This window comes from Arachnia propionica (assembly GCF_037055325.1).
Lineage (GTDB): Bacteria > Actinomycetota > Actinomycetes > Propionibacteriales > Propionibacteriaceae > Arachnia.
Genome location: NZ_CP146373.1, coordinates 1,882,823 through 1,905,298, shown reverse-complemented (window position 1 = coordinate 1,905,298; position 22,476 = coordinate 1,882,823). Strand labels below are relative to the sequence as shown.

The following is a 22,476-nucleotide window of genomic DNA, read 5'->3' as shown; positions in this document are numbered from 1 at the left end:
ACGCCTGTATCTGGCGAGCCGATCGGCCCTCTTCCCGATGCGTAACGGATCACTCTTGTGGTATCGAAGCCCTTGTCACAAGGCAATCAAGGGCGTGTGCGGGATCGGATGGGTGAGCCAGACTCGCTGTAGGGTAATGGCCGAAAGTTAAGTGCGGCTCGCCGGAGATGTCGGCGTGCTGGCCGAGAAGCTTGGAGAACCGCATGGATGGTATGAACATCGTTGCAGGCGACCTCGAGAGCCTGGCGCAGTCGTCTGCCTGCGTGGCCGAGGACATCGTCGCGAAAAAGGTGGAGGCGGCTTTTGGGGATGCGTCCTCCGCGATGCCCGGATCCGAATCGTCGAAGCTGATTTCCGAGACGGGAGACAGCGTCGACAAGCGGATCAAGAACCTCTCTGACAGGTACACGGATTTCACCGAAAAGGTCAAGGCGAGTCTGTACGAGTACCAGCAGAACGAAGGAAACATCCAAGGAGCTATGGGGTCTGTGGGGAGTTCGTGCCCGACCATGTCGGGAGCCGAAGGTGCACTCGCGGGTGCGGCTGCCGGAAAGATCGCCAACAGAATGGGGGGAGCGGCTGCTGGTGCTGTGGCGGGTGCAGCTGCTGGTGCTGTTGGTCACTCCTATGGAAGTGCTGTTGGCGGTTCTGGTGGGCATTCGTACGGGGATGTTGTTGCTGGTTCTGGTGGCCATTCGTACGGAGGTGTTGCGGCGGGTGCGGCTGCTGGTGCTGCCGGGCACTCCTATGGGACTACGACGAATGGCTCCGCTGATGGGTTCCTCGGGTACGGATCGCCCGGGAGTGGCGATCCTGGAGTCTCTGGCGAATCGGACATGCCTGTCAATCATTACGGCATCCCCGGGGAGCGCGTTTCCCAGCCGCTTCTCGATTCCGGGTTTATCGACGGCTCGGACGGCCCCGTCGTCGAACCAATTCCCGTGAGCCCGGGGGATTATTCCATCGATCCGATTCCCAATGCCAATCCCTCCGGGCCGGTCATTGAGAACCTCAGCGCTACGAATGAAGGGACGGCCTGAACATGGCAATCACCTGGGGCGATATCCAGAACTGGAAACACGGAAACTTGAACACGGCCATGCAGGATCTTGCAACCCTGCGCAAGGGTTTGGCGAATGGCAAGTCCGCTGCCTCGAAAGCCAAGGGGCAGATCCAGTCGACGGGAGCAGCTGCCAACGGAGCGAAGACATCCTTGGGGAAGCTGGTTGACGAGCTCGGCGAACGCGTGGACGATGCCACCGAGCTGGGGTTGGCCACCTCTGAGGCTGCGGAAGGTGTCTGGGATGTAGAGACCAAGGTGCACGAGTGCACATCGTTCGTGGCCCAATACCCCTACCTGAGCATTGACGGCGACGGGGGTGTGCACTGGGAGAACGTAACCCCCACAAGCTTCATCGACATGCCCAGCCTGGACTTGTCCCAGGTGACAAATTCCTCTGGCGCCGCTGAGGCAGCGATGAACTTGATAGATCCTGCGGGTCCCGGATTCATGGCAGGTGGTGCTGCCGGTGCTATTGGCGGCAGCCTCTTGGGTCCCGTGGGTACAGTTGTCGGCGGGGTGAACGGTGCTGTGGGTGGTGGGATTGCGAGCACGATAGGCAAGGGACTTTCGCTCTCCTCCTCCGGGCCAATCGGTTCCCTCGCCGAGAACCGCGAAAGGGAACAGAAGGCGCAAGAACTCAAGGCTCTCATTGATGCGGCCCTCGAGCGTGCCGGTGAGGTCGATGCGGCCTACGTCAAGCGGCTGGTCGGTGTGCGCGACGGTACCTACGATCACTCGAAACTGAGAGGGAATGGGCCCCAGATAAAAATGCCGTGGGGTGGGAGCATCATGGTTCCCGACGAGGAAGGCAAGCCGTGGCCACCGCAGGGTGTGGATAGCCCCACCGAGGTCAGCAACTGGTGGAACTCCCTGACCGAGGAGGAGCGCCGGGAGTTCATGGAGAAGAATCCCGACGCCATCAGAAACCTCGACGGCATGCCGGCGAGTGTTCGTGATGAGGCCAACAGAAAGGTCTTTCCGCGTGAATTGGGGGAGGCCCGGGATGAGCTGGAGGCAGCACGGAAATCCGGTGACAGTGAGAGGATTGCGCAGGCCCAACGTAAGGTCCAGGACCTGGAGGCGATCGAGAAATACGTGGATCCGAACTGCGAGGGATGCAAAACGGACCATGACGGAAAGCCCTACAAGCTGCTTGGTCTCGACACCTCCGGTAACGGGGACGTCCGAGCCATCGTTGCGAGTGGAGATGTGGACAAGGCATCGAATGTCGGCGTGCTGGTTCCCGGGATCGGCACCACGGCTCGCAAGGGGCTGAATGGCCTGGTAAGCAACGCGGACCAACTTCGTCAGGACTCTGGGGCTGATCACACAGCCACCGTGGCGTATCTCAATTACGATGCACCCCCCGGTGTCGATCCCTCGGAGTCCCAAAACGGTAGCTTCAGCGACATCGCCAGCACACAGAATGCTGATAAAGGTGCCCCCAAACTCAACAGTTTCTACGAGGGAATGCAAAGCTGGCATGAATCTCAAGGTAACGATCCACGGATCGCTACCTTCGATCACTCCTATGGATCCCTTCTGGGAACCACTGCTGCGCGCGATACGAAGGTGGGTGTCCTCGATGCTATGGGGGTCTTCGGTTCTCCGGGTGGGCGTGCTGACAGCGTGCACGAATACAACGTCGCCGATGGACAGGTGTACACCTCCGCCAACAAATGGGATCCAGTCGCCGGTGTTGGCTCTGATGAGTTCGGGAGGGATCCGAATACCCTCGATGGCGTCAAGCATATGGCTTCCAACGATCGCTACCACGACTACTGGGGCAACCCGGAGTTCAGGGAGGACGCCGCCCAGATCCTCAATGGCGAAGACTCGTCCGTGGATCGTCCCGACAACAAGGCAGAAGCCGCCACCAAGGGGAACTGACACCCCACCATCGGCGACGTGCTGCGTCGGGTGAACTGGCGCGAGGTGATCCGTGACAAGACCTGTGGTCGGGTCACGGATCCCTCGCATTCACAACAATAACAGCACACCCCCCTTTCGGAAATAGGTGAGAGTGGGTTACGCTCAACGCTCATGCCCGAGTCGTGTGAGAGGTGAGCATGGGCGCGAAGTCGACACAAGAGGGGGTCGCGGGGGAACGGTCGGGCCCAGAAGCCGGGCGGATGCAGGGTCACTGGCTCCTGGCGAAGCTGGGCAAACGCATCCTCAGGCCCGGCGGGCGTGCCCTCACCGCGAAACTGCTGGAACAGGCGAAACCCACCGGCGACGACGACATCGTGGAACTCGGCCCCGGCGTCGGCGCCACCGCCGAGGTGCTGCTGCGCGCCAACCCGAGGTCCTACCGGGGCGTCGACCCCAACCCGGAGGGCCGCGACGCCGTCAAGAACATCCTGAAGAAACACCCCCGGGCCGGCTACGTCGTTGCCGACGCCCGCGACACGGGACTCGACGACGCCTCGGCAGATCTCGTCGTCGGCGAGGCGATGCTCACCATCCAGGACGACGCGGGCAAAAACGCGATCGTCGCGGAGGCAGCGCGGTTGCTGCGTCCCGGGGGTCGCTACGCCATCCACGAAATGGCGTGGCTGCCCGACCACACCGACGAGGAACGCGAAACCGCCCGCCGGGAACTCTCCCGTGTCATCAAGGTCGGCGCCCGGCCACTGACCCTGGAGGGCTGGACGGAACTGCTCGCTACCCACGGGCTCGAAGCCGAATGGCACGATCGCGCCCCCCTCCACCTCCTCGAACCTCGGCGCATCGTCTCCGACGAGGGCCTGTGGGGTGCGCTGCGGTTCTGGAACAATGCCCGACGCATCCCCGGCGCCCGCGACCGGCTCAAGGCGATGCGGCAGGGATTCCAGCTCCAGGGAAAACTGATGGGCGGCATCGTCATCCTCGCCCGCAGACCCGGAGCGGCGAGCCTCCGATGACCACCGACCTCGTCCTCGACGACGTCACCCTGGTGCGCGGCGGCAACACCCTGATCGACGGCCTCGACGTGGTGGTCGCGCCCGGACAGACCCTCGCCGTCACGGGAGCCTCCGGGGCGGGAAAAACCACGCTGCTGAAGGCCATCTCGGGTCTCAGTCCCTGCGACCGCGGGTCGGTGACGCGGCCCGAGGGGCGGCTGGCGCAGGTGTTCCAGGAACCCCGGCTGCTGCCCTGGTACAGCGCCCACCGCAACGTCGCCCTGGTGGTCGGCGGTGAAACCCCGGACCTGATCGCCCAACAGTGGCTGGCCCGCGTCGACCTTCAGCAGGCCACCCACCTGTATCCCCGGCAGCTGTCGGGTGGTATGCGGCAGCGGGTCGCGATCGCGCGGGCCATGGCCACCAGCCCCACCCTGCTGCTCGTCGACGAACCGTTCTCCGCCCTCGACAAACCCCTCGCCACGGCCCTGCGAACCGACCTCGTGCAGCTGCTCGCGGAACAGGAGGTCGTGACGGTGTGGGTCACCCACGACCCCAAAGAGGCCGACGACGTCTCCCATCTCCACCTTCACCTCGATGGGCCGCCCGGCACCTGGCGGCTCACCACCGACACCGGAGAACCCGCCCCCGATCCCGAAGAATCCACCCCCCACGAGGAGACATCATGAAACGTCGGTCCCTGTTCACCCTCACCGGACTCGGCCTGCTCGGCACCGCGGGCCTGGCTGCCTGCTCCGGCGGCAAACCGGCAGGGGAGGGCTCAACGTCCGCCTCAACACTGGAAACCCTGCGTGTCCACGTCCCCACCACCCTCGCGTTCATGGCCCCCATGGCCTCCTTCGGAACACTCGGCAAACTCGACGGTCTCGTCGGGAAGACCGACGTGCAGAACTGGGCCAGCGTCGACGTGATGAAGTCGCTGGTCGTGGGTGGCGAGACCGACTTGGTGGCCACCCCCTCCTACGCCGCGGCGAACCTGTTCAACAAAGGCCTTCCCATCCGGCTGGTCGCGATGACCGTGTGGGGGATGCTCTACATCCTCGGCCCGGAGGGGTCGTCGGCGCAGGGCATTGAAGGCCTGAAGGGCAAGAAGGTGGGCGTCCCGCTGCCCAACAACATGCCCGACCTGGTCTTCCGCTACCTGATGACCCAGAGCGGCATCCCCCTCGAGGGCGGGGCTGACGGCATCGAGGTCGTGTCCTACGACCAGGCCCCGGAGCTCGTGAAGGCCCTCATGTCCGGGCAGGTGGAGTACGCGGTGCTGCCTGAGCACGTCGCCACCGTCGCGCAGAAGCAGGCCACACAGTCCGGGAAGAACCTGGAACGCACCGCCAACCTGCAGGAGGCATGGGCCAAGGTCACCGGCGGCCAGGCACGTTTCCCGATGGCCGGTGTGGTGATGCCCCAGAAACTCGTCGACTCCAACCAGGCGCTCGTCGCAGGTGTGCTCAACGAACTGGAGGAGGCGGTAGCGAAGGTCAACGCCCTTGATGAGAAGGCAGTTGCGGCGATTACCGCGAAGACTGAGGTGCCGGAGGCCGTGGTCAAGGACGTGATCCCGCGGCTCCAACTCGACATGGTGCCGGCGCAGAAGGCCAAGGCCGAGCTGGAGGACTTCTACACGCGCCTGACCACCCTCAGCCCCGACATCGTCGGGGGCACGATGCCCGCCGACGACTTCTACCTGGCCGACCCCAGGTGAACCCAGCCGAGAACAAGGCGCCGCGCTGGCGGGTCGTGCTGCTGTGGTGGGTGGGGCTCGCCCTGGTGCTGCTGGCCTGGGAGGCGGCGTCGTGGAGTCAGCCCCGCTACGTCCTGCCCGGGCCCACGGCCACCTGGGAGGCGCTGCTGGGGTTGATCCGCGACGAGGAGCTCGGCACCGGGGTGCTGCTCACCCTCCAGCGGGCGCTGGGCGGCTTGGGGATCGCCTGCCTGATCGGGTTGCCCTGGGGTTGGGCCGCGGGCACCTGGCGGCCCGTCGAGGAACTAACCGCATCCTGGACTCAGCTGCTCATGGCCATCCCGCCGATCGTGATCGTTGTGGTCGGGATGCTGTGGTTGGGTCCCAGCCCGTCGGTGGTGCTGCTGGTGGTCGCGCTGGTGACGATGCCGCTGCTGGTCACCAGCCTGCGCGATGCCGTCACCAACGTCGACCCCGACCTGCTGGAAATGGCCAGGCTGTTCCGCTTCGGTCTGTGGGGCACGGTGCGGCGGGTGATCATTCCGGCTGTGGTGCCGCCGGTGCTGTCGGCGGTGACGGTCGCGGTGGGGCAGTCGATCCGGTTGACGGTGATGGCCGAGCTGCTCAGCACCACGACCGGCCTGGGCGCGGAGGTGCAGCAGGCCCGCACCAACCTGGAGACCGCCGACGTGTTTGCCCTCTCGGCGGTGATGGCTGCCCTCACCCTGGGGCTGGAACTGCTGTTCCTGCGACCCCTGAGAAACCGCCTGGCCCGGTATCGATGAACCGGTTCCGGGTCACAGAAAATTGCACGACCCGGTTGAGCCCAGCCGCGACTCGGTGCCGTCGATGTAGCGCAGCCTCGGGACGGGAACCAGCGGCACCTGTCGGTCGTCCCGGGGAACCAGTACCCCCGCGACCCGGGAGAAGATGATCAGATCCGCGGCCAGGGCGGCGTCGGTTCCGCTGGCTAGTTCGATGGCCCTCGCGACCGCCGGGTGTTCCCGGCGGGTCAGCCAGCTGTCGCGGTAGCTGCGGTTGAGCATCTGGAAGCGCTGCTCGTCGAGGCCCTGGATGCCTCGCACCAGCAGGTCGAGAGCCTGGTCGCGTTCGGAATCGGGCAGCAGCTGCCCCAGCGTGACGCGCGCCTGTGCCAACCACTGCTCGGCGCCCTCCAGGAACTCCAGGCGCACCAGGGCGCGCCGCAACAGCCGCTCGGCGGCGACGTGGTGTTCGGGTCCGCTCTCGGCCAGGAGGGAACCCGCTTCCAGGAGCAGCAGCGCCTCGTCGCGTTCAAGACCTGGGCGGCCCGCCAGCGAGTCTAGGAGCCGCACCACCACCGCCGCATGCTCCGTGTCCCGCTGCGGGAGTGCCGCCAGGTCCCGCAGTAGCACCGCCACGTGCTGTGGATCGGTTCCCGATGCGGTCGCGGGTCGTGGAGGATCGCCCAGCCAGCGGGTCGCCTGCTGCGCATCCCGCAGAGCGTGTGACGTGGCCGCCGTGGCAACCTGGTGGGCAGGCGGGGGAAGTGTCCCGGCCTCGATGTGGAGACGAGCTGCCTCGTCGGGTTGACACCAGTCGGTGAGGCAGCCGGCGCGGATGGTGAGGAGCTCGCGACGCAGCACGCCGAGCCCGGAGGTTGCCCCGAGACGGGTTTCCGCGACCTCCAAGGTCCCCAGGGCCTCACCGATGCGTCCCGACCGGTGTTCATGTTCCGCCCGGGCCAGCAGAAAACGGATCCCCAGCAGACCCTGCGGCGCATCCGATGGTGTGCCGTGGCGGAGCGCGAGCCGGTCGGCGTCCTCCAGGTGACCGGCTCTGCTGAAGGCCAGCAGCAGGAGGATGCGGGTGCCCGCTTCGTGGTGGTCGTCCTTGCCGCGCTGGTTCTCGGCGACGGCATTCAACAGGGCGGCCACCGCATCGAAGGGCCGCTCGGTCAGCAGAGCGGCCTCCCCGAGCAGTCGCCACGCCCTCCCCGCGATCCCGGCGTCGGGGTGGGTCGTGAGCCCGGCGATGACCTGGGGGCCTGCCGGATCACCGCGTCTGATCCGGCAGGCCCCCAGTTCCAGGCGCGTGGGAGCGACCAGCTCCTGCGACGCGGCGGGCAGCCGGCTCAACAGCACGGCCTGTCGGGCAGAGTCGCAGGCCCGGGTGAGAGCGTCGGCCTCGCCGCGGTGCCGCTGGATGCGCGCCTCGGCGCGGAACGCCTCGATCGTCTCGTCCAGCGACCCGCCGCGATCGAGCAGGCGACGCTGGTGACGCCGGATGGCCTCGGTGGCCTCGTCGTTCCGGCCCGCACGGTCGAGGCTGAGGGCTTTGGAGATGCTCATCACTGCCCCCTGTCCTTCCCACCCGGAGCGTATCGGGAGACGAACCGGGTGGGAGGCGGGGCCGGAAAATCCGTGCCGGAAAACCTCAGGACAGCTTGTCGCGGCCCGGAAGGTCGGCGGGCATCTCGAGGTGCGTCGACACGTCGGAGGCCGGGGCCAGGCCGTGCTTCTCGAAGGCCTTGCGCAGGTACTCGGCGGCGTCGATGTTGAGGGGGCTCTCGGTCCACATGGCGTAGGGCAGGTTCACGAAACGCTCCTCCTGCACCGCGGGGAGGTCCTTGGTGGCCGGGTGTGCCTTCAGCGCGTCGATCTTCTCCTGGTAGGACTGGCCGGGGTATTCCACCAGCGCGATGACGTCAGGATTGGCGGTGGCCAGGCGTGACCAGTCAACATTGGTCCAGGTGTCCTCGATGTCGGCGGTGGCGTTCGTCCCGCCCGCGGCCTCGATGATCGCCTGCGGGGCTCCGTACTTGCCGCTGGTGAACACCTTGTCCTTGACGGAGTCGAAGACGAACACCACAGGCTTCTTCTCGGGCTGCGTGGCTCCCTGGACGGCCTTCAGGCGGGTGTCCATGTCGTCGACGGCTGTCTTGGCGACGTCGCTGTGTCCAGTGATGGTGCCGAGGTTGGTGATGTCGGTGCGGACCGCCTCCCACGGGTCGACGATGCCGCGTTTGGTGGCGTCCTCCTGGCGGCACGACTCAGTCAGCACGTAGGAGTGAATGCCCTTCTCCGACAGGATGTCGGGGGTTATCTCTCCCTCGGAGAACCCGTAGTTCCAGCCCGCGACCATCAGGTCGGGGGTGTTGGCGATGATCGACTCGAGGGTGGGGTATTCCTTCGAGACGTCATTGAGGCCGTCGATGGTCTCGGCTCCGTACTTGGCCTTCAGGATCGGGACGTCGCGGCCCATGCTGCTGACCGCGGTGATTTCCTTCGCGCCGCCGGCTGCCAGGGCGAGGGCGAGGATGTTGCCGTCGTTGATGTACATCTTCTTCGCCGTGGAGGGGAGAGTCAGGTCCTTGCCGCAGTTGGTGACGGTGACCTGTCCGGAACCCTCGGCTGAAACGCTGCTGGAGGCGGTCGGCTGGGAGGGGGAGGAGCAGGCACTGAGGGTGATGAGGGGCAGGGTCAGCCAGGCGACTGCCCGGGCGCGGCGGGTGATCATGTGGTCTCCTTATGCTTGTTGATCGGTCGATTCAGGCGGCACGAGGCCATCGATGACGAGGTGCTGCGCCCCGTCATCGACCGCCGGGACCTGTCGGGACTGCACCTTGAAGGTAGACTCCAGATTCTCGGCGGTCATGACTTCTTCAGGCGTCCCGGCGGCATGTATTCCCCCGTCGGCGAGCATCACGATCCGGTCGAACCAGCCCATGGCCAGGTCGAGGTCGTGGATCGAGGCGAGGATGGTGCGACCGGTGGCGCGCATGGTCTGCAACAGATGCAGCTGGTGGTGTACGTCGAGATGGTTGGTGGGTTCGTCAAGCAGCAGCAGGTCGGTGCCCTGCGCCAAGCCCTTGGCGAGCATGGCGCGACGCCGTTCTCCACCGGAGAGGTGCCCGCAGCGCCGGTCGGCCAGGTGCGTCAGTCCCACCATCTCCAGGCATTCGGCGACGACGCGTTTCTCCTTGAAGCCGCCGGCCTGCCAGGGCATCAGATGCGGCAGCCGCCCGAGGGTGACCATCTCTGAGAGCGAGAGGTCCTCGGGTGCGGCCTCCTCCTGAGCGACGAAGGCCAACAGCCGGGCTCGTTCCTTGGGACGGAGCTGGGAGATGTCCTTGCCGTTTATCGTTACGCGCCCCGTCGTCGCGGGCCTGATGCCCGCCAATACCCGCATCAGGGTGGATTTGCCGGCGCCGTTGACCCCGATCAGGGCCGTCATGGTGCCGGGCTGTATTTCGAGATTGATGCCGGAGACGATCACTCGCCGTCCGATGGAGCAGGTGAGGTTGTCGGCCTTGAGTGCGGTCACGAGCCACCGCCGAATCCGTAGTTGCGGCGACCCATGACGATGAGGAAGACCGGTGCGCCGATCAGGCCGGTGACCACACCGAGCGGCATCTCGGAGGGGGCGACGATGACGCGGGAAATTACGTCGACCCACAGCAGGAACAGCCCGCCGACGGAAGCGGCGAGTGGAAGCAGTCGGCGGTGCAGGGAACCGACCACCATGCGGCACAGGTGCGGGATGACCAGGCCGACGAAACCAATGCCGCCGGACACTGCCACCAGCACCCCGACCAGCACCGCCAGCAGCACGAAGAGTCCTTGGCGCAGCACGCCGACGGGGATGCCGAGGGCCGCGGCGGCGTCGGGTCCCCAGGCCAGCGCGTCGAGCCAGCTGCTGCCGAGTAGCAGCAGCGTCAGGCAGATCAGGACGACGCCGGTCGCGAGCGGGAGTCGGTCCCATTGGGCGCCGGAGACGCTGCCGAGCAGCCAGTGCAGCACCGATTGGGCGGCGCGCCGATCGGGTCCTTTGAACACCAGGAAACTCGCGATGGCCGAGAACGCGGAGGAGAGCACCACCCCGGACAAAACGAGTCGAATCGGGGTGAGACCGCCCTGGGCCATGGCTACCAGGTAGACGGCCACGGCAGCCGCCAGGGCCCCGAGCAGTGCCCCGATCGATGTCGACCACAGTCCAAAACCGGACAGGACGCCGAAGGTGATTACCGCGGTGGCGCCGACGGAGGCACCCGAGGAGACACCGAGCAGGTAGGGGTCGGCGAGGGGGTTGCGCACCAAAGTCTGTATGGCGCAGCCGGCGATGCTGAGCCCCGCGCCGACGACAACTGCCAGCAATGCCCGGGGAAGCCGCAGGTCCCAGACGATGGTCTCGACGGCCTTGTGTTCGCTGCTGACTCCCTCCAACCTGCTGACGATCACATCCCAGATGGCTTCCTGATCGAGAGCCTCGGAGCCGATGTTGACGGAGTAGATGACGCTCACCATGGTGAGCGCCAGCACCACAATGACGATGGGCAGGGTGAGATATTTCAGCACCCTGCTAGCTGAATTCAGGCTTGCCAACGAAGCTCCACTGTCCACGAGCCTGTTCGCGAGGCTCTGAGCCGATACAACGAAGCTGCGGTCTTCGGACTCCGGATCCTCCTCGCCTGTGGCCTTCCCGGGTTTTCCCAGTGGCGTAAGTCGCAGGTTTGTCACCGTCACCGCTGCGCGTCAGTCCCGGATTCGCACCGGGTTCCCATGCCCCAACGGGCCAGCTTCACGACGGAGGCTAGCAGTTGAAGAAGGAATTTGTCGCATTGTCGAACAAACCCCGCGTCACCGGTTGAATCGGTGACGCGGGGAGGAGACGCGGGAGCGGGAAAGGGTCAGACGTCGAGGCCCGCGAACAGGTCGTCGGCGGGACCGTCGCCGGGGAAGGGAACCCCAGCGGCCAGCCGGTAGGCCTCGCCCGTTCCTTCGACGGTGCGCATGAAGCGGAACATCTTCCACAACGGATGTTCTGGATCCACCTGGCTGCGATGGGCCTCCAAAGCGGCCTGGCACAAGTCGGCGCGACCCTCGTAGGGGATCACCGCTGCGATATGACGCGGGTCGATGGCGAAACGGCGACGCATGGCCTCCTCATCTATGCCCTCGGGCAGCGGCATCCCTAGCTCGCGGGCCTTCTCCGCGGCTCGGAGCCACGCCTGCGGGTTGTGGGTGATCCACAGCACCCGGCTCACCTGCCACGGCTCCCCCAGGTCGGGCCGGTACGACGACACCCCCGCCAGCAGCGTGGCGTACATGGTGACGCGGTGCGCCTGGATGTGGTCGGGGTGGCCGTAGTTGCCGTTCTGGTCGTAGGTCGCGACCACCTGGGGCCGGCGGTCGCGGATCAGGGTGACGAGGTGGTCGGAGGCCTCCAGCAGGTCGGCAGCCCAGAACGCCCCGTCGGGAAGTTCGTCGTGGGGAATCACATGGCCCTCGTCGTCGGTGGCCATGCCGGAGTCGTGGTACCTGCCCTTACCACCCAGCCACACGTGGTCGGTGACACCGATGATGTCGAGTGCTGTGGCGAGTTCATCTACGCGTTTCGCGCCCAGCTCCTCGGGGCTGTAGTGCTCCCATTCGGGCACCAGGATTTCTCCCAGCTCACCCAGGGTGCAGGTGACCAGCGTCACCTGGGCGCCCTCGTCGACGTAACGCGACATGGTGGCGGGGGATTGCGACGATTCGTCGTCGGGGTGGGCATGGACGAACATCAAACGGCGATCAGACACGGGCAAAGGATAGCTGCCGGTGTGGACAGGGCGGCGGTGCTAGGAAATCTGCCTCGCCCACTGTCTGGTTGCGGGTCTGCGCATCATGACGAGAGTGCTGACAGCCAGCTCCAGGCCGATCAGTATGCAGGACATGATGATCACCACTGCCCCGGACTCCGAACTCCTGTTTCGCATTGTCTGGAAGATCGAGTCGAGTGCCAACAGCATGATCACCACGTAGAGAGCCGTCAGCGTGAGCTGTGTGATGACGGCGGACAACAGCACCGTGTATCCCCGCCCCGTGAGGAACGTGATCCCGGCAACGAGGAGAGCGATCACGGCGAGGCGGTCGCCGGCCCGGGACGTTTCGGGCCACTGGGTTGGGCAGCTACCCTGTACAGGCTGACGTCTCGGGGGAGCTCGTGGAACTCATCGTGAGCCTTTCTGCTGAGGCCAGTGTGCGGAAAACGCGTTCCAGTACCCCTCGGCCTCGAGCTGGTGAGGGCTTTCCCGAGGGATGGCTCGGATGTGAATAAATTTTCGAGTCTCGGCTGTAACGGTTGGTTGCGATCCTCGGTTTCTGCTTCTCGGGTATCTGAGGTCTCGTCGCTGTCCGTGGATAGCGGGACCATTCATTGTCACGTCACGGTTGTGAGGAATCCATGGATGTCCTGGAGTAGATCCGAGGGTCATCAAGGACCGAGTTGTGAAAAATGGATGCGATGGTAGTCGCAAAGAAGTTCATGAAGATGCCACGCAGCCACTGACGATCCCCGTTGCAGACGCGACCGTTGTGCTATCGGGGCGTTTCGACTTCTGTGGTATCGGACCTTTGGTCACGTGGCGGGGCAGGGGAATCTGTTGGCGGTACATCTCGCGATGGGGTGAGGCCACCGTGGACCGATGCTTCATGCAGCCAGAAGAGAGAAAACGCGAATGGACTCAGCTGGTTACTGTTTCCACTGCTTTGCTGCTGGTGTGAACATCAGGTATATGGTGAAACCGGCCAATCCGACCCCGATGAGCAGCACAAATATCTCATAGGGGCCAATGGCGAGTGCGGAGTTGACTGCGGGTGAGATCTGCGATGGCATCTGTTTCACGCCAAGAAGTTCGGGCATGAAAAGCCTGACGATGAAGCTCATGAGCGTCAAACCAGCCTGCACACATGCGCCGATGAACAGAATTTGGTGGCCCTTGCCCTTGAGGAACATGATGCCGCTCACCAAGAGGGCAACAGCCGTGATGAAAGTGCCAAAGGCCTGGATGTAGTTGATGGTCGTGAGGAGTCCCAGATTGGGGAATATGCTTGTCGCGCTTTGGAGGATGGCGAGAGCAGCAATATTGGCGAAACCTAGGATTATCCCCAGGCTGCCGCTGACGATTCCGAGCACGGAGGCTCCGGTGGCGGGACCCGGGCGTCGGGGACCAGTCGGTGCTGCGCTATAGGGGTTGAATAGTGCTTGGGCGTAGGGCGGCTGGGGGGCCTGTTGACCGTACGGTTGCTGGCTGTAGGGCTGTTGACCGTACGGTTGCTGACCGTAGGGCTGCTGGCTGTAAGGCTGCTGACCATACGATGGTTGCTCGTACGGCTGTGGAGCCTGTTGGCCGTAGGGCTGCTGCTCGTAGAACTGTTGAGTCTGCTGGCCGTAGGGGCTGGATCCACCTTGCTGAGGTTGGAAGTCAGGTTGCTGGGGCGGATACTGATCGCTCATGTACGCAGACCTTTCTCGAGGACACCGTGCGCAACTTTAGCGGCTTGGAGTTTCGCTGTCGCGGGGTGAGCTGTCGCTATGTCCTGGGGTATTGAGGGAAGAACGGGCCTTGGCAGACGTCCGGCTGGCCGTAACTACTTCATGTGTTCCCAAAAATTGTGTGGCTGAGCAGGATCTCGATCCGGCTCAGCCACACAACACGTCAGAACGAATCTCGACTCGCCTACTGCTTCCACTGCTTTGCCACTGGTGTGAGTAGCTGGTAGATGGTGAATCCCCCCAGAATCAGGCCAGCAAGGTAGATCAGGTAGCTCAGCCCGTTGGCGGTGGGGTTCATTGCGGTGAAGACGAGGCCGATCAAGGCGAGGCCAGCTTGCCCGCAGGCTCCGATGAGGAGAACCATGTATCCCTTCCTCTTGAGGAACATGATCCCTCCCACGAGCAGAGCGACAGCAGCAGCGAGTGTGCCGAAGGCCAGGAGGTAGCCGAGCACCAGCAGCATCCCAACGTTGCTTCCGAACACTCTGGCGACGCCCTGGATGGCAGAGAGCGTCACTATGACGCTGATGCCCAGGATTATTCCCAAGCTGCCGCTGACGATTCCGAGCACGGAAGCTCCGGTGACGGCGCCCGGGCGCTGGGGGCCGGCCATCGGTGCGCCGTACGGGTTGAGTGAGGCTTGGCCGTAGGGCTGCAGGGCCTGCTGTCCGTAGGGCTGTTGTCCGTAGGGCTGTGGGGCCTGCTGTCCGTAGGGCTGTGGGGCCTGCTGTCCGTAGGGCTGTGGGGTCTGCTGTCCGTAGGGCTGTTGCTCATAGGGCTGCGGAGCCTGCTGGCCGTAGGGGGTGGATCCACCTTGTTGAGGCGGGAAGTCAGGTTGTTGGGGCGGATATTGATCGCTCATGCATGCAGGCCTTTCTCGAGGATTCCGCGCTTAACTCTAGCGGTTTGGGGTTGCGCTGTCGCTAGGTGAGCTGCCGCTATGTTCTGGGGAATCGGGATGTGGATTCGGGCGTGATGGCCGTCCCGGAAGTGATCCGTGACGGCCATCGTTGTGCACAGTGCTGAGGTCAGGACACGGAGTCCTTCCACTGCTTTGTCTCCGGTTTGGATAGGTTCGTGAGGATGGCGATTGCCAAGCCCAACCCGACCACCACACGTAGGAACGATCCGGCATTGGGTGCGATGTTGAGCGTTCCCGAAACGCTGAACGTGAGGAGCAGGTCTGCAGCCACGACCACGATTTGCGCGATGGCGCCGGCGCGCAGGAGCGCATAGCCCTTGCCGCCGCGGAACTGGATGCCACCCACCAAGAGGATGACCCCGGCAATGATCATGGCCACGGCCAGGGCGTAGGTCATGTTCACGAGAGCCATCGCCTGGGCGAAAAGATCCGGTCTGGCTCTGCCCTGGAGCTTGTTGAGTTCGCTCTGAAGGCCTGCATTGAGGGCCAAGGTCAGGAGAGCGGAGGCGATGCCCAGCGCCCCACTGACGATGCCCAACGTGGACGCGGTCTTCGCCGTTTTCGGGTGTTGAAGGAAGCTGCCGGGCGGTTCATATCCTTGGGGTGAGGTCGCTTCGTAGGATGATCCGGGCTGGTTCATTCGTGGGCCTTTCTGCGCGGGTCCATGGCCGATACGATACTGTATCGTGTTCAATGGGTCGCGTGCCTTTCAGGCCGATTCTATGTACCCTCGAGGTCAAGGGATTCTGCGTTTTTGTGGTGATGAGGTCCGCGTCGGGTATGGGGTCAGGAAACCTGTTTCGCCCACTGCCGGGTCGTGGGGCTGAGCAGCAGGATGAGATTGCTGATGGACAATCCCAGGCCGACCAGCCCGTAGAAGACGGCGATCACCACCATTCCGGTCGCCGTCGAGCTGCTGACACTGGGAGAACGTGTGCTGGCGAAGAACTGCGCTCCGACCAGCAGTACCGCGGCAATGAGTGCCGTCATCACCGTCTGCGCGATAACCGAGGACAGCAAGAGCTTGTAGCATTTGCCGCTCAGGAAGCGGATCCCGCAGACGAGGAGACCGGTGACGGTGGCGATGATCGTCAGGCACAGGAACCACGAGGTGGCAGCGGCAATGGGGTCCGACGAGCTTGATCTGTCGGTGAGAATACTGCTCAACCCTCCCAGGGCCAGGAAGACTCCCAGTGAGCCGCTGATGATGCCGAGGACAGCCGCGGCGGTTGCGGCTGCGGGTCGTTTCGGAGCGCTCATGGGGGGAATTGCGCCATACGGTGACGGTGCCTGCCCGTAGGGTGTGTGGCCCCCGTACAAGGGAGGTGTCTGTCCGTAGGGTGCGGAATGGTCGGACTGTTGTTCATGGGCTCTCGGTGGCGCTCCGGCGGATGACTGTTGTGGCGCTCCGGGAGGCTGGAATGATGGCATGGCGGCGACGTCGGGATCCGAGGGGGTGGGATCGGGGGAGTCCGGATGGTTCATCGTGGGCCTTTCCAAGTGAATCGTTAATTATACCGTTGTACTGACTTCTGGCGGTCTGAGAATAGGGAATCTCCGTGAGATGGCCCACAGCCCTGGACGTGAGAAAGGCTGGCTCGATCCGCGAGAGGCCCGGTTTGACAACGTGATTCCGTCGATGCTCGTGCCATGATGTCCCACATGGACGTTTCCTGTATGGCCCCTGTGCAGCCTGAGAACTGGGGGCACGCCGAGTGGCCGCTCTGTGCGTACCTCACCGAGGACGGTGCCACCTTCGCGGTCTACGCGCCCGATGCCAGCCGGGTTCAGCTTGACTTCTTCCCCCAGGCCCTGGGGGCCGATGCTGTCGCATCCTTCGTGATGTCAGAGGGCCCCGACGGTGTGTGGCGGGCCCAGGTGCGCGGCGTCTCCGAGTGCGACCTCTACGGGTTCCGTGTCTGGGGTTCGAACTGGCCCTGGGACCCCGCCTGGAAGCCCGGCAGCTCCGTTGGTTTCGTTTCTGACATCGACGAACACGGCAACCGTTTCAACCCCAACAAGGTGATGTTCGACCCCTATGCCCGGGAGATCACCCACACCGTCTACTCCGATGCGATCCTGGAGACCGGTCTCGACGGCGGCGCCTTCGGGACCGGCCCTGATGACTATCGAGGCGCGCCCCGCCGAGAAGCCGACACCGCCCGCATCGCCCCCAAGGGGGTGATCCTGCGACCCACCCGTCCGGTGTTCACCAAACCGAGATTGCCCGGCGAGAAGGCCGCCATCTACGAGGCCTCGGTTTCGCAGCTCGTCGGCCACCCCTCCATCGTCAAGCTCGCCACGCTGCTCAGCAGTGAACCGGGCTTCGAGGACGTGATGAACATCCCTGAGGAGTACCTGGGCACCTACCGGGGCGTCGGTATGATGGCGCCCTATCTGAAAGCCCTCGGCATCACCACCTTGGAGCTGCTGCCCATCCACGAGACCAACCAGTCCGAGTCCGCGCGTGAAGGACATACGAACTCGTGGGGTTACATGACCCTGTCGTTCTTTGCTCCCAACCGCAAATACGCCTACGACAAGTCGCTGGGTGGGCCGACGCGCGAATTCCAGCAGATGATGGCCGCCTTCCATGAGGCCGGGCTGGAGGTGTACCTGGACGTCGTTTACAACCACACTGCGGAGGGCGGCAACTGGGGTGGCGACCCGAACACCGTCGGATTCACCTCCCTCGGAGGGTTCGCCGCCGCCGAGTACTACGTGATGACGGCGTCACACGCGCTGGTTGACGGCGCGACGGGCACCTCCAACCAGCTCAACTACTCCTCACCCGTGGCCCAACAGCTGGTGCTCGACTCGCTCGAACACTGGACCGTCGAGATGGGGGCCGACGGCTTCCGGTTCGACCTAGCGACGGTGCTCGGTCGCAAACCGAACGACGCCGACCGCGAGGACTGGGACAACCAGAAACGCTTCTACACCGACCATCCGCTGCTGACCGCCATCGCCGAGTTCGCCGAGGATCAGCACATTGAGGTCATCGCGGAGGCATGGGACTTGTGGGGTTACGAGGTCGGCAATTTCCCGCAGGGCTGGGCCGAATGGAACGGTCGTTACCGTGACGCAGTGCGTCGTTTCGCGAAGGGTGACGGCAACGCCATCGAGTTCCTGGATGTCGTCAACGGTGATCATGCGCATTTCGCCGACAACGGCGGACCCCAGAAGACCATCAACTTCATCGACGCCCACGACGGTTTCAACATGGCCGACCTGGTCAGCTATCAGGAGAAGAACAACGACCAGCCCTATCCGTTCGGTCCTTCCGACGGCGGGTCGGACGACAACCTGTCATGGGATTGTGGAGGGTCGCAGGAGCTGCGGCGGCAGCGGATCCGCAACTTCCTGACCATTTTGTACCTGTCGCGCGGGGTGCCGATGTTCGTTGCGGGCGATGAGTTCGGTCGCACTCAGAACGGCAACAACAACCCATGGGAGATCGATTCGGTGGCGATGTGGAACAACTACACCATGATCCCCACCAACGCCCCGCAACAGGTGCCGGTGGCGCCCGGCGTGACCGATGCGTCGTACCACGACAACCTCGGCACCTTCGAGACGGAACCGGGTGTCAACGGACTGTTCCGATTCACCAGGTTCCTCGCGCATCTGCGGCAACGGCACGAATCGCTGCAGCAGAAGCAGTACGGCGACTTGGTGCCCGACGATCGTGACGTGTCTTACCTGTTCCACACCCCTTCAATGGAGGGGTATCCGCAGGACGGGGACCGGGCGCTCAGCGTCTACATCAACTCTCCCGGCGACAACTTCCTCATGATGGTCAACATGGCCGACACCGAGGTCGCGTTCAACGCGCCGACCCCCGCTGAGGGCAGGGTGTGGCGCCGGCTGATCGACACCGGGGTCTGGGCCGAGCCCGCCCATAACTCCTGGTCCGAAGGTGAGGGCATGGTCCTCGACGGTGCGACGCAGGTGCAGCCGTGGTCGGTGGTGGTCTGGCACGACTCTCCGGTGCTCGCTGACGACGCTGGCTGATCCAGCTCTGCTGTCTCTTCTGCAACCGGGTCGGGTGGCTCCTTCGGGGCGCCCGGCCCGGTTTCGTTTGATGACGTGCGGTTGTGGAGGACGCGCCCTTTGTGAAGTAAACTAACAAGTGTTAGCCAAGGGTTGCGCGGGAACGTCCTCTCGGAGTTGGGTGAACCGGACTGCGACGATGGGATGGCCCGTGCCGAAGCCGCATCCACAGGCCAGGAGGATTCCATGCGTCGTGACACCCGATCCGCCCTGCTGGACGTCGCGCAGCAGCGTTTCGCCGTTGACGGTTTCGCAGGTACCTCCGTCCGAGACCTCGCCGCCGCGGTCGGCATCAAGGAGAGTTCCGTCTACAACCATTTCGCCAGCAAGCAGGCGGTGCTCGACGCGCTGCTCGCCCGCATCGACGAACGCCTGGTCGCGGTGGCGAGGCGTTTCGGAGTCCCGCTCGGCGATCCGGAGGACGCCGCGCCCGTCTACGAAACCATCACCCTTGAGCAGCTGGGAACCGCTGCCGGCGGTTTCCTGGACGTCTGGGTGCACGACCCGGACGTCGTCGCCGCGCGTCGCGTTCTGACCCTCGAGCAGTACCGCACCCCGGAGGCTGCCCGGTTGCTGCGTGAGCTGACCGTGGAGCGTCCGCTGGCCTTCCAGGCGGCTGTTTTCGCCGAACTCATCCGCAAGAAACGGTTCCGCCCCGCAGACCCGGAGGCCCTCGCCCTGGCCTTCTGGGGCCCGATCCTGGCGATCCTTGCCGCGGCGGAAGAACCCGGTCGCGAACCCGAGGCGCAACGTCTGCTGAGGCTTCATCTGGAGCATTTTCGAGCCACCCATGTGGTGGCCACCGACGCTACGGGGATGCCATGAAGGCCGTTCGGGGATGTTTACTGGGGGTCGCCGTCTTCCAGATCTTCTCGACGCTGCTTGGAGCTGTCGAGCTGCTGGTCGTGCCGCAGTGGTTCGCCCCGCTGCTCGATTCCACGGCGTTTGCGGGCCGGTACGTCCTGGCCGCGCTGCTCCTCGGGGTGGTCGTCGGTGGTTTCCAGTGGGCTGCCGCTCTCGTCCATCTGCGGATGAAGCGATGGCTTCCTCTGGGGCATGCGCTCGCCGGGACGGTGATGCTCGGGTGGATCGCGGGCCAATGTCTGGTGCTGGACAGCTTCATGTGGCCCCATGCGCTGTGGGGCGGTATGGGCCTCGTGCAGCTGCTGCTGGTCCTGGTGCTCCTCGGTGTCCTGCAGGCGCAGGGCGGCGGGGAGATCAGGGCCTGTACACCGTCGCCTGGCTGACGGGTTTCACGTGGCAAAACGGCTCGCGGGCTGCTGCGTTTCGTGCTGACTTCGGCGATCAAACACATCGCACCATGACCGCTTGATGTGCTGCCCTTCTGAGTCCGTGTCTGCCATGTCTCGTCGACACTACTGTTGCCGGGGTGTGGCGAAGAAAACGCTATCAAGAAAATAAAAATATCAATCTAATCCCTAAAGTTTACTAACTAATGGTAAAAGACCTTGTCAAATCCGCTTTAAGGTTCTGTTGCTCACCGGTGTAAGGCTTGCGAGGCGCTTTTGGTTGAGTGTGTGACTAGCTAGCGTGTGGGGCCCGTGTCCGGTGGGAGTTTTCGCAATTTTCCTCGCGAGGGGTTGCGCTTGGCCTGTTGGTGGGGTAAATTCCTACTCGATACATAACTGAATCGGCGACCATCGTCATTGTGTGTGTTGCTCGCAATCAGCGCGATGCGAGCAGTTGCCGGTGGTTGCAATTCGTAATCATTGTTGATGAATTGATGAAGGTGCGGCCATGTCTCAGGCAGCGGATCCTGTTGTGGAATGGGATGGCGTAGTCAAACGCTATCCCAAGGCAACTGTCAATGCCCTTGATGACGTTAGCTTCAGTGTTAATGTCGGTGAGATTGTTGTCTTGGTGGGTCCGAATGGTTCAGGTAAAACAACTGCCATGGAGATGGCTTCAGGATTGCGACTTCCCTCTCGAGGGGCTGTGAAAGTGCTGGGACAAGCGGTCCGGCCAGCAGGTCATCAACGCAGTGTCATTGGCGTGCAATTGCAGGAATCGGGTCTTCCGGCACGAGTGCGTGTCAAGGAGGCGTTCAGGGCTGTTAAGTGCCTTTATGCAGATCCTGGACCAGTGGACGAGATCATCAGCCAGTTGGGATTAAATGAGTACATCAATGCTCCTGTTGAGTCTTTGTCGGGCGGGTGGCTGAGAAGATTGGATGTCGCCTTGGCGTGCGTCGGGAAACCGAAGGCGCTGGTGCTGGATGAGCCGACCAGCGGTATCGATCCGGTCGCCCGAAGCCACATGTGGGAGTTCCTCAGGCGGCGTCGCGCGGATGGCACGGGGGTGTTGGTGTCAACGCACGACCTGAGTGAGGCTGAGGCCTACGCGGATCGGCTTCTAGTACTCAACCGTGGGCACCTGGTTCTTCAAGGTGGAGTAAGCGAGGTTCTTGGGATTGCGGGCGGAGAATGGCGTCTCCGAATCATCGGTGCCGAACCCGACTTCGATCAGTGGTCACGAACGAACCATCATGATTTTATCTCGGCTGGAGATTCCAGGATTTTCATCGGAGATCGCAGCTCCGTCAGCAGGCTGGGCGAAGAACTCGAGACCGCTCGAGAAGCGGGTGCTGTTCACTATCTTGATTCCTTGAGAGGGCCCATTCGCTTGGAAGATGTGTTCGCTTTTGCCATTGACGCCCGATCCGACCTACCTGTGGATGATCGATGAACGATAGAGAGACGGTTGACCGCCCCCGAAAAATGACTCCTGCAGTTGGGGTTCCGTGGTGGAAAATCTTGACGGTGTGGACGCGGCAGGAGGTTACCCTGCTGCTACGGGAACCTGTTGCGGTATTTTTCTCGATGATGTTCCCAGTCATCATGTATGTTTTCATCGGGATTCCGTACGGAGACAAAGATATTGGTGACGGCATCAAATTTATTGACGCGATGTTCTCCGCCTTGATAGTGTCGGTTATCGCGAACCTCTTGCTCATGGGACTTCCGATATATTTGGCTGAGTTGCGCTCGAAGGGTGTCGACAAGCGTTACGCTATCCTGCCGCTGCCGGGCGGCGTGTTTATATGGGCAGTCCTGTTAGCCACCTTGACGCTCGTGCTCGCAGCGGCGATCATTATCATCACGGTGGTGGCGGTCAGGGATGGTATTCGTCCCCAGCTGTGGGAACTGCAATACCTTGCTTTGGTGTTAGGGTGCGTCATCTGGCTCTCCGCCATGGGGTTCTTCATCGGTGCACTGCGTATCTCGTCTCGGACCACGCAGGCCCTGTCGGCAGTACTGTTCTTCACTATGTTCTTCGGTTCCGGCGCCGCGGTGCCTCTGGAGGGTCTACCGGAAGTGCTGCAGCAAATTCTTGAGTGGAATCCACTCAAGCAATGGCTCGACGTAATGGTTGACGTTTATGTAGGAAAGCAGCCGAGCGAGGCAAAATATCTAAGGTTGCTGATGGCAATTCCTTTGACGCTCATCTGCGTCTTTGTCGGCCTGCATTCGTGGAAACGGAGACGTTGAGCTTCAGCGAAAACTAGATGACAGAGAAGGAGGTGAAATTCATGTCG

At 63.4% G+C, this 22,476-nt stretch carries 21 protein-coding genes and 1 riboswitch; of the genes, 11 read left to right on the top strand and 10 right to left on the bottom strand.

Annotated features, from left to right (window positions below; all coding sequences use genetic code 11):
• The first annotated feature begins 203 nt into the window (after positions 1–203).
• From V7R84_RS08795 to V7R84_RS08770, 6 genes are all read left to right on the top strand, one after another.
• Positions 204–1,040, top strand: a complete 837-nt coding sequence (locus V7R84_RS08795) for a hypothetical protein (protein WP_338568072.1) — start codon at positions 204–206, stop codon at positions 1,038–1,040.
• A gap of 2 nt (positions 1,041–1,042) precedes the next feature.
• Positions 1,043–2,953, top strand: a complete 1,911-nt coding sequence (locus V7R84_RS08790; protein ID WP_338568070.1) for an alpha/beta hydrolase — start codon at positions 1,043–1,045, stop codon at positions 2,951–2,953.
• A 179-nt stretch (positions 2,954–3,132) separates the two neighbouring features.
• A complete protein-coding gene (locus tag V7R84_RS08785) occupies positions 3,133–3,966 on the top strand; it encodes a class I SAM-dependent methyltransferase (protein ID WP_338568069.1) in 834 nt (277 codons plus the stop codon).
• A complete protein-coding gene (locus V7R84_RS08780; protein WP_338568067.1) occupies positions 3,963–4,634 on the top strand; it encodes an ATP-binding cassette domain-containing protein in 672 nt (223 codons plus the stop codon). Before V7R84_RS08785 ends, V7R84_RS08780 begins: the two co-directional genes overlap by 4 nt.
• The gene (locus V7R84_RS08775; RefSeq protein WP_338568065.1) at positions 4,631–5,668 is read left to right on the top strand and encodes an ABC transporter substrate-binding protein; all 1,038 of its coding nucleotides are present in this window, start codon (positions 4,631–4,633) and stop codon (positions 5,666–5,668) included. The genes V7R84_RS08780 and V7R84_RS08775 overlap by 4 nt, the downstream gene beginning before the upstream one ends.
• Positions 5,665–6,432: an ABC transporter permease gene (locus V7R84_RS08770; protein WP_338568063.1), complete on the top strand. Its 768-nt coding sequence runs from the start codon at positions 5,665–5,667 to the stop codon at positions 6,430–6,432. The genes V7R84_RS08775 and V7R84_RS08770 overlap by 4 nt, the downstream gene beginning before the upstream one ends.
• 12 nt (positions 6,433–6,444) lie before the next feature.
• Here V7R84_RS08770 and V7R84_RS08765 read toward each other — a convergent pair whose 3' ends face one another.
• The 10 genes from V7R84_RS08765 to V7R84_RS08720 form a co-directional block, all read right to left on the bottom strand.
• A complete protein-coding gene (locus tag V7R84_RS08765) occupies positions 6,445–7,977 on the bottom strand; it encodes a hypothetical protein (RefSeq protein WP_338568062.1) in 1,533 nt (510 codons plus the stop codon).
• A gap of 85 nt (positions 7,978–8,062) precedes the next feature.
• Positions 8,063–9,145 (bottom strand): ABC transporter substrate-binding protein, encoded by a 1,083-nt coding sequence (locus tag V7R84_RS08760; protein ID WP_338568060.1) that lies wholly within the window; start codon positions 9,143–9,145, stop codon positions 8,063–8,065.
• Between the two features lie 9 nt (positions 9,146–9,154).
• Positions 9,155–9,952, bottom strand: a complete 798-nt coding sequence (locus V7R84_RS08755; protein ID WP_338568058.1) for an ABC transporter ATP-binding protein — start codon at positions 9,950–9,952, stop codon at positions 9,155–9,157.
• The gene (locus V7R84_RS08750) at positions 9,949–10,932 is read right to left on the bottom strand and encodes an iron ABC transporter permease (protein WP_338573867.1); all 984 of its coding nucleotides are present in this window, start codon (positions 10,930–10,932) and stop codon (positions 9,949–9,951) included. The genes V7R84_RS08755 and V7R84_RS08750 overlap by 4 nt, the downstream gene beginning before the upstream one ends.
• 117 nt (positions 10,933–11,049) lie before the next feature.
• A riboswitch (cobalamin riboswitch) is annotated at positions 11,050–11,220 on the bottom strand.
• Positions 11,221–11,315: 95 nt separating this feature from the next.
• Positions 11,316–12,209, bottom strand: a complete 894-nt coding sequence (gene mshB, locus V7R84_RS08745) for an N-acetyl-1-D-myo-inositol-2-amino-2-deoxy-alpha-D-glucopyranoside deacetylase (RefSeq protein ID WP_338568056.1) — start codon at positions 12,207–12,209, stop codon at positions 11,316–11,318.
• A gap of 39 nt (positions 12,210–12,248) precedes the next feature.
• Positions 12,249–12,530, bottom strand: coding sequence for a hypothetical protein (locus tag V7R84_RS08740; RefSeq protein ID WP_338568054.1), 282 nt, complete (start codon positions 12,528–12,530; stop codon positions 12,249–12,251).
• 611 nt (positions 12,531–13,141) lie between these two features.
• Complete coding sequence (locus V7R84_RS08735) at positions 13,142–13,906, bottom strand: hypothetical protein (RefSeq protein WP_338568053.1); 765 nt, start codon at positions 13,904–13,906, stop codon at positions 13,142–13,144.
• A gap of 223 nt (positions 13,907–14,129) precedes the next feature.
• Positions 14,130–14,807 carry a hypothetical protein gene (locus tag V7R84_RS08730; RefSeq protein WP_338568052.1) on the bottom strand — a complete coding sequence of 226 codons (678 nt, stop codon included), beginning with the start codon at positions 14,805–14,807 and terminating at the stop codon, positions 14,130–14,132.
• Positions 14,808–14,973: 166 nt separating this feature from the next.
• A complete protein-coding gene (locus V7R84_RS08725) occupies positions 14,974–15,507 on the bottom strand; it encodes a hypothetical protein (protein ID WP_338568051.1) in 534 nt (177 codons plus the stop codon).
• Between the two features lie 146 nt (positions 15,508–15,653).
• Complete coding sequence (locus V7R84_RS08720) at positions 15,654–16,127, bottom strand: hypothetical protein (RefSeq protein ID WP_338568049.1); 474 nt, start codon at positions 16,125–16,127, stop codon at positions 15,654–15,656.
• Between the two features lie 402 nt (positions 16,128–16,529).
• Here V7R84_RS08720 and V7R84_RS08715 point away from each other — a divergent pair, with 402 nt between their 5' ends.
• The 5 genes from V7R84_RS08715 (at position 16,530) to V7R84_RS08695 (ending at position 22,429) form a co-directional block, all read left to right on the top strand.
• Positions 16,530–18,881 carry a glycogen debranching protein gene (locus V7R84_RS08715; RefSeq protein WP_338568047.1) on the top strand — a complete coding sequence of 784 codons (2,352 nt, stop codon included), beginning with the start codon at positions 16,530–16,532 and terminating at the stop codon, positions 18,879–18,881.
• 225 nt (positions 18,882–19,106) lie between these two features.
• Positions 19,107–19,745, top strand: a complete 639-nt coding sequence (locus V7R84_RS08710) for a TetR/AcrR family transcriptional regulator (RefSeq protein ID WP_338568046.1) — start codon at positions 19,107–19,109, stop codon at positions 19,743–19,745.
• Complete coding sequence (locus tag V7R84_RS08705) at positions 19,742–20,167, top strand: hypothetical protein (RefSeq protein WP_338568045.1); 426 nt, start codon at positions 19,742–19,744, stop codon at positions 20,165–20,167. The genes V7R84_RS08710 and V7R84_RS08705 overlap by 4 nt, the downstream gene beginning before the upstream one ends.
• A gap of 511 nt (positions 20,168–20,678) precedes the next feature.
• Positions 20,679–21,626: an ABC transporter ATP-binding protein gene (locus V7R84_RS08700; RefSeq protein WP_338568044.1), complete on the top strand. Its 948-nt coding sequence runs from the start codon at positions 20,679–20,681 to the stop codon at positions 21,624–21,626.
• Positions 21,623–22,429 (top strand): ABC transporter permease, encoded by an 807-nt coding sequence (locus V7R84_RS08695; protein ID WP_338568043.1) that lies wholly within the window; start codon positions 21,623–21,625, stop codon positions 22,427–22,429. The genes V7R84_RS08700 and V7R84_RS08695 overlap by 4 nt, the downstream gene beginning before the upstream one ends.
• Positions 22,430–22,476: the final 47 nt, after the last annotated feature.